The sequence below is a fragment of the Streptosporangium sp. NPDC053982 genome (assembly GCF_055585205.1).
Genome location: NZ_JBVJKQ010000024.1, coordinates 75,883 through 82,377, shown reverse-complemented (window position 1 = coordinate 82,377; position 6,495 = coordinate 75,883). Strand labels below are relative to the sequence as shown.

General features: G+C 73.4%; 6 protein-coding genes. 4 read left to right on the top strand and 2 right to left on the bottom strand.

The window, feature by feature from the left end:
• Window positions 1-170: 170 nt before the first annotated feature.
• Window positions 171-821 (bottom strand): O-methyltransferase, encoded by a 651-nt coding sequence (locus tag ACZ6W9_RS34540; protein WP_470121519.1) that lies wholly within the window; start codon window positions 819-821, stop codon window positions 171-173.
• A 192-nt stretch (window positions 822-1,013) separates the two neighbouring features.
• Between ACZ6W9_RS34540 and sigE the strand changes: the two genes are divergently transcribed.
• The 4 genes from sigE to ACZ6W9_RS34520 all read left to right on the top strand — a co-directional run bounded on the left by sigE (window position 1,014) and on the right by ACZ6W9_RS34520 (window position 5,028).
• Window positions 1,014-1,646 (top strand): RNA polymerase sigma factor SigE, encoded by a 633-nt coding sequence (gene sigE / locus ACZ6W9_RS34535; protein ID WP_389956525.1) that lies wholly within the window; start codon window positions 1,014-1,016, stop codon window positions 1,644-1,646.
• 52 nt (window positions 1,647-1,698) lie between these two features.
• A complete protein-coding gene (locus tag ACZ6W9_RS34530) occupies window positions 1,699-2,223 on the top strand; it encodes an anti-sigma factor family protein (RefSeq protein WP_470121517.1) in 525 nt (174 codons plus the stop codon).
• 560 nt (window positions 2,224-2,783) lie between these two features.
• On the top strand, window positions 2,784-4,547 hold the full coding sequence (locus tag ACZ6W9_RS34525; RefSeq protein ID WP_389956519.1) for a trypsin-like peptidase domain-containing protein: 1,764 nt from the start codon (window positions 2,784-2,786) through the stop codon (window positions 4,545-4,547).
• Window positions 4,548-4,653: 106 nt separating this feature from the next.
• Window positions 4,654-5,028 carry a sec-independent translocase gene (locus ACZ6W9_RS34520; RefSeq protein ID WP_389956516.1) on the top strand — a complete coding sequence of 125 codons (375 nt, stop codon included), beginning with the start codon at window positions 4,654-4,656 and terminating at the stop codon, window positions 5,026-5,028.
• A 211-nt stretch (window positions 5,029-5,239) separates the two neighbouring features.
• Here ACZ6W9_RS34520 and ACZ6W9_RS34515 read toward each other — a convergent pair whose 3' ends face one another.
• Window positions 5,240-6,382, bottom strand: coding sequence for an Mrp/NBP35 family ATP-binding protein (locus ACZ6W9_RS34515; protein ID WP_362939210.1), 1,143 nt, complete (start codon window positions 6,380-6,382; stop codon window positions 5,240-5,242).
• Window positions 6,383-6,495 lie beyond the last annotated feature (113 nt).

The following is a 6,495-nucleotide window of genomic DNA, read 5'->3' as shown; positions in this document are numbered from 1 at the left end:
GGGCCCGCGCCGGCGCCGGCGCCGGGGGGGGGGGGGGGCCCCGGCGGGGGGGGCCCCCCCCCCCCCCCCCCCCGGGGGGCCGGGGGGGGGGCCCCCCGCGGGGGGGGGCCCCCGGCACGGGGGGCCTCTCCGACGGGCCTCCGCCGTGGCGGGGGCCCGCGGCGCGGCGTCTAGTCGTCGAGCTTGACGGCGGCCAGGACGCCGTCGCCGAGGGGGATCATCAGCGGGCGCAGCCGTTCGTCGGACTGCACGAGCTTGCCCAGCTCCCGTATGGCGACGGTGTCCGGGTCGCGCTGCGTCCGGTCGGCGACCCGGTGGCCCAAGAGGGCGTCGCCGAACACCACGATGCCGCCGCGGCGCAGCAGGCGCAGCGCCTCGGCCAGGTAGTCGGCGTACTCCTGCCGGGAGCCGTCGCAGAAGACCAGGTCGTAGCCGCCGTCCGACAGGCGGGGCAGCACGTCCAGCGCCCGGCCGGTGATCAGCCGGACCCGGCCCCCGGAGAAGCCCGCCTGGGCGAAGACCTCCCGTGCCAGCCGCTGGTGCTCCGGCTCCACGTCCACGCTGGTCAGCGTGCCGTCCTGGCGCATGCCGCGCAGCAACCACAGGCCGGACGCCCCGCAGCCGGTGCCGATCTCCACGACGGCGCGGGCGTTGATGGCCGTGGCCAGGAAGCAGAGGGCGGCGCCGCCGCCGGGCGGGACGGCAGGCGCTCCCACCTCCGCGCCGCGCTGCCGCGCGGTGCGCAGAATCTCGTCCTCCGTGTGGAACCCGTCGGCATAGGCCAGAGTGGCCTCCAACGGACGTGTCGGCGACTCTGCCATCGGCCTCTCCTCCCGCTTTCTCCGTACACAGTCAGGCAGTGGGGCCCATAGTCCATATAGGCACTGGGTCGCAGCCTAAGGGAGCCGGGCCGGATCGGGAACTCATGTCGCCCCCGGTGCGTTGCACGGTTTAAGCGGCCTTTGCCGGTCCTCAGGACAGGCAGTGCACATGAAGGGGCGAAACCAGGCACTATGGCGATAGCGGTGGTCCCGGAGAGAGGAGTGCCGGTGGAGGATCCCAACCACCAGGCAGAAGCTCCCGTGTCCGAATGGACACCTCCCACGTGGGAGGAGGTGGTCCGCAATCACTCCGCCCGCGTCTACCGGCTGGCGTACCGGCTGACCGGGAACGTCCACGACGCGGAGGACCTGACCCAGGAGGTCTTCGTCCGGGTCTTCCGGTCCCTGTCGAACTACACGCCCGGCACCTTCGAGGGCTGGCTGCACCGCATCACCACCAACCTGTTCCTCGACATGGCGCGCCGCAGGCAGCGCATCAGGTTCGAGGGTCTCGCCGACGACGCCGCCGAGCGGTTGCGCGGGCGTGAGCCGTCGCCGGCGCAGGCGTACGACGACACCCACCTGGAGCCCGACATCCAGGCGGCGCTCGACGCGCTCGCGCCGGAGTTCCGCGCGGCCGTCGTCCTCTGCGACATCGAGGGGCTCTCCTACGAGGAGATCGCCGCGACGCTGGGGGTGAAGCTCGGCACCGTCCGCAGCCGCATCCACCGCGGCCGGTCACAGCTGCGTGACGCGCTGGAACACCGCGCGCCCAGGGGTGACCAGCTCCCCCCGACCATCACCCGCGGGGAGGAGTTCGCATGACCGGTCCCAGTCGTGACGGGCATCACCTCTGGCCGCTTGGCAAGGAGTGCGCATGAGTCATCTTGGAGAACGCGTTTCGGCGCTGGTCGACGGTGAGCTGAACCACCACGAGCGCGACCGCGCCCTGTCGCACCTCGCCTTCTGCGCCGCCTGCCGGGCCGAGGTCGACGCCGTGCGGGCGATCAAGACCCGGTTGCGGTCCCTGGACGGTCCCGCCGTGCCCGCCGACCTGTCCGTGTCGCTGCTGAGGATGGCCGAGCCCGGCGGCCCGCTGCCGCCGCGCGAGCGGCCCTTTCCCTCCGGGCGGACCTTCGGCGGCGCGCCGATCCCGAGCATGCACAGCGTGGCCCCGCCGGACAACCGGCCGCGCAGCCGCGGTCCGGGAGTCCGCCGATCCAGGAGGTTCGGCTACGTCGCGGTGGGCGTCGCCTCCGCCGCGGTGGCGATCGGCACGATGTTCGCCGTGAACGGCTCCGCCCCGGCCACGCACGCGCCGCCGGCCGACATGTTCGCCAACCACCACCGGCAGGCCACGCCCTCGGGTACGGTGACGCCGACCCCGTCGCCCATCCCCTGACCTCCAACGGGCCGGATCCGTCCGCGCCCCGTGACGACGCGCCGCCCGGGCCGCCCGGCGGCGCGTCGCCGCGTTCCGGGCCGCGTCCTCCGTGTCCGGAACGCCCCGTGACGTCCCCCGCGCCGCGGTGTCCCGGGGGCGCGTCGCCGGGTTCGAGGGCGCGTCGCCGCGTCAGGGACCGCGTCTCACGGAGGCGCGTCGAATTCCATCCCCTTTGCCGGATTTGATGGGAAAAGCTCCATGGCTGGCATGTAGGGCGACGCAACGGGCATACGATCTGGATCCGGGACTCAGTCGAGCAGGAGACGATCTGGGCGAGTGGAGGTCATGTCTACACCGTCCGCGCGGGCGTTCCGGCCGGCATGGCCGACATCGCAGCGGTGGCGCCGTACGGGCCCGGACCGGGGCGCCGCACCACCCGGGGGACGCGAGCCGTCCGCCGTTCTGCTCCGATCCCTTCGGGAAGGCACGTTTTACATCTCTCGTATGCCGCTCAGGGGAGGATTGCCGGATCGTTCCGGTGAGCGGCCTCGTGCGAGGCAAGGAGTGGTGAATATTCGATGACCGACGAGACCCGTCCCCACGAGGCGAACGACGCCGAGGGGCGCACGCCGTCGGGCTTCGCCGACGACAGGGGGGCCGCCCCCGAACCCTCTCGTCCGGACTTCCTGCCCGCCGGAGAGGCGCCGCCGCCCGGCGGCGAGCCGCCACGCGGTGACGGCTGGAACCGGCTGGGAGACCCCGGTCAGCCCGGTCGGCCGGGCCGGTACGGCCCGCAGGACCCGTACGGGCAGCAGGATCCCGGCGAGCGTCCCGGGTCCGCCGAGGGGCCCGGGTGGCCGGAGACCGGCGAGTGGGCGGCCCGGCCCGGGGAGGGCGCTCAGGGCCCGGCCCGGCACCCGGGCCAGGATCCCGGCCGCGACCCCGGTCAGGACCCGGCCTGGAACCCCGCTCAGGATCCCGGCCGTGACTCCGGCCAGGATCCGGCGTGGAACCCTGCCCAGGATCCGGCACGGAACCCGGGACAGGGCTCCGGCCCCGGCGGCGGCTGGGGCGACCCGTCGGGCAGGATCCACCACGACACGGCGATCTTCACCACCCCGGTGGGCCCGCCTCCCCCGCCGGAGCACGCGTTCGGCATGGGTCCCGGCTGGGCCCCGCCCCCCGGTCCCCCGGTGGGCGGCGCGGCCCCCGGCGGCAGGCGCGGGCCGCGCACCGGCACCCTCGTCGTCCTGGCCGTGGTGATCGCGCTGCTCGCCTCGACGCTGGGCAGCCTCGGCACCTACCTCCTCACCCGGTCCTCGGCCTCCGGCACCGACCCGTCCTTCAGCCTGGGCAAGCCTCCGAACGGCTCCGCGGCCCGGCCGCCGGACTCGATCGCGGGCGTGGCCTCCCGGGTCCTGCCCAGCGTGGTCTCGCTGGCGGTCAGCGGCGGCTCGGGCGCGAACACCGGCTCGGGCTTCCTGATCAAGGGGGGCTACGTGGTGACCAACAACCACGTGGTCGCCGGGGCCGCCAACGGCGGTGAGATCCAGATCCAGTTCAGCAACCGCAAGTCCACCCCGGCCCGGATCGTCGGCCGCGACCCCGAGTCCGACCTCGCCGTGGTCAAGCCCGACGACACCTTCGGCGCCCCCCAGGCCACGCTCGGTAACTCCGACAACGTGGTCGTCGGAGACCCGGTCGTGGCCATCGGCTCCCCGCTCGGCCTGACCGGCACCGTCACCTCCGGCATCGTCAGCTCGCTCAACCGCACGGTGCAGGCGGGCGAGGAGAACAGCTCCGACACCACCTGGTTCAGCGCGATCCAGACCGACGCCGCGATCAACCCCGGCAACTCCGGCGGCCCGCTGGTCAACGGAAACGGCGAGGTCATCGGGGTCAACTCGGCGATCGCCACGCTCGGCAGGTCGCTCGGCGGCCAGAGCGGCAGCATCGGCCTCGGCTTCGCCATCCCGGTGAACCACGCGCGCCGGGTCGCCGAGGAACTGATCAGCACCGGCGTCGCCAAGAAGTCCCGGATCGGCGTCACCATCGACCAGACCTACCAGGGCGCGGGGGTCCGCATCGCGAGCGAGGCCGAGCGCGGCGCCCAGCCGGTCGAGCCGAACGGCCCCGCCGACAAGGCGGGCCTCAAGCCCGGCGACGTCATCCTGGAGGTCGACGGCACGGTGCTCCAGGACGGCAGCGAGCTGATCGCGGTGATCCGCAACAAGGCGCCCGGCGAGAAGGTGACGGTCAAGTATCAGCGCGGAGGCCAGGAGAAGACGGCCGTCGTGACCATCGGCGCCGCGACCGCACAGCCCTCGCCCACCCCCTCCTGAAGGGGGCACCGGCGGGTGCGGGCGCGGGCGCGGGGACATTAGTCTGGAAGCTCCCGGGGTGTGTGTGCCCCGGGAGCCGCCCGGCGTTGCCCGTTAGGAGATCACAGTGTTCGGACTCGGCTGGCCTGAGATCGTGGCGCTCGTGGTCATCGGCCTGCTCGTCTTCGGCCCGGAGAAGCTTCCGCAGGCCGCCGCCCAGGCCGGCCGCACGCTGCGCAACCTGCGGCAGATGGCCAACACCGCCAAGCAGGACCTCCGGACGGGGCTGGGCCCGGAGTTCGCCGACTTCGACCCGGCCGACCTGAACCCGAAGAACTTCGTCCGCAAGCACCTCACCGGTGAGCTGGAGGACGACTGGAACGGCGCGGCCGCGGCGGCCACCGCCACGGCCACGCCGGTCGCCGCCGGCTCCTACGACGCGCCGGCGGACGGCGAGCTGGGCTACGGCGAGGTCCCGCCGTACGACTCCGAGGCGACCTGACCCGGGAGGCCGGACGAGGGAGGACACCCTTGCCCGGCAGGCCGGGCAAGGGTGAATATGAGAAAAAAGAGGAGGGCCCCCGCCGAAGGGGCACCTCCTCTTCTCCGTCGTCCGGGCTTCTCCGCCGTCGCCGTTCGGGCCTCGCGCCGTCCCGGCCCGTCTCACCGGCCGGGGCCTCGCGCCGTCCCGGGACCCGGTCACGGCCGCCAGGTCAGCGGCCCCGGGTCGGGGAGATGCCGAGCTGCATGCCCCGCAGGCTGCCGGCCCGCTTGCCCAGGCCGTTCGCGATGCGGATCAGCTCGGCGGCGGCCGGGGCGTCGGGGTCGCTGAGCACCAGCGGTTTGCCCTCGTCGCCGCCCTCACGAAGCCGCATGTCGATCGGCACCTGGCCGAGCAGCGGCACGCGCGCGCCGAGGGTGCGGGTGAGCGCGTCGGCGACGGTCTGGCCGCCGCCCTCGCCGAACACCGCGATCCGCTCGTCGCAGTGCGGGCAGGGCAGCCACGACATGTTCTCGATGACGCCGGCGATCTGCTGGTGCGTCTGCACGGCGATGGACCCGGCGCGCTCGGCGACCTCGGCGGCGGCCTGCTGCGGGGTGGTGACCACGAGGATCTCCGCCGACGGCATCCGCTGCGCCACGGAGATGGCGATGTCACCGGTGCCCGGGGGAAGGTCCATCAGCAGCACGTCGAGGTCGCCCCAGTAGACGTCGGCCAGGAACTGGTGCAGCGCCCGGTCGAGCATCGGGCCGCGCCACACGACCGGGGTGTTGCCCTCGGGCTTGAACATGCCGACCGAGATGACCTTCATGTCGTGCGCCACCGGCGGCATGATCATGTCTTCGACCTTGGTGGGCCGCTCGGAGACGCCGAGCATACGCGGCACGCTGTGGCCGTAGATGTCGGCGTCCACGACGCCCACCTTGAGGCCGCTCGCGGCCATGGCGGCGGCGAGGTTGACGGTGACGGAGGACTTGCCGACGCCGCCCTTGCCCGAGGCGACCGCGAACACGCGGGTCAGCGAGCCGGGCTGGGCGAAGGGGATCTCCTTCTCGGGGCCCTTGGCGCCGCGCAGCTTGGTCTGCAGGGTCTTGCGCTGCTCGGGGCTCATGACGTCCATCTCCACCTGGACGCCGGTCACGCCGTCGATCCGGGAGACCGCGGCGGTGACGTCGCGGGTGATGGTGTCCTTCATGGGACAGCCCGACACCGTGAGGAAGATCCCGACACGCACCACCCCGTCGGGGGAGATGTCGACGCTTTTGACCATGTCGAGTTCGGTGATCGGCCGACGGATCTCGGGATCGTTGACGGTCGCGAGGGCGGCCGTCACCAGTTCCGGGGTAGGTGCCATCGAAGTGTCGGCAGCGGCCGTCGCGCGGGGCGACGGGGTGCCGTCCCTCCTTGTCTATGATCGTCCGGGCGGGTCGTGCGGGCGGGTGCCCGTGCGTCGCGACACCCAGCGGC

Excerpts from the sequence above, each read along its gene's own strand:
- ACZ6W9_RS34540 (WP_470121519.1), bottom strand. The coding sequence starts at position 821 with ATGGCAGAGTCGCCGACACGTCCGTTGGAGGCCACTCTGGCCTATGCC.
- sigE (WP_389956525.1), top strand. The coding sequence starts at position 1,014 with ATGGCGATAGCGGTGGTCCCGGAGAGAGGAGTGCCGGTGGAGGATCCC.
- ACZ6W9_RS34530 (WP_470121517.1), top strand. The coding sequence starts at position 1,699 with ATGAGTCATCTTGGAGAACGCGTTTCGGCGCTGGTCGACGGTGAGCTG.
- ACZ6W9_RS34525 (WP_389956519.1), top strand. The coding sequence starts at position 2,784 with ATGACCGACGAGACCCGTCCCCACGAGGCGAACGACGCCGAGGGGCGC.
- ACZ6W9_RS34515 (WP_362939210.1), bottom strand. The coding sequence starts at position 6,382 with ATGGCACCTACCCCGGAACTGGTGACGGCCGCCCTCGCGACCGTCAAC.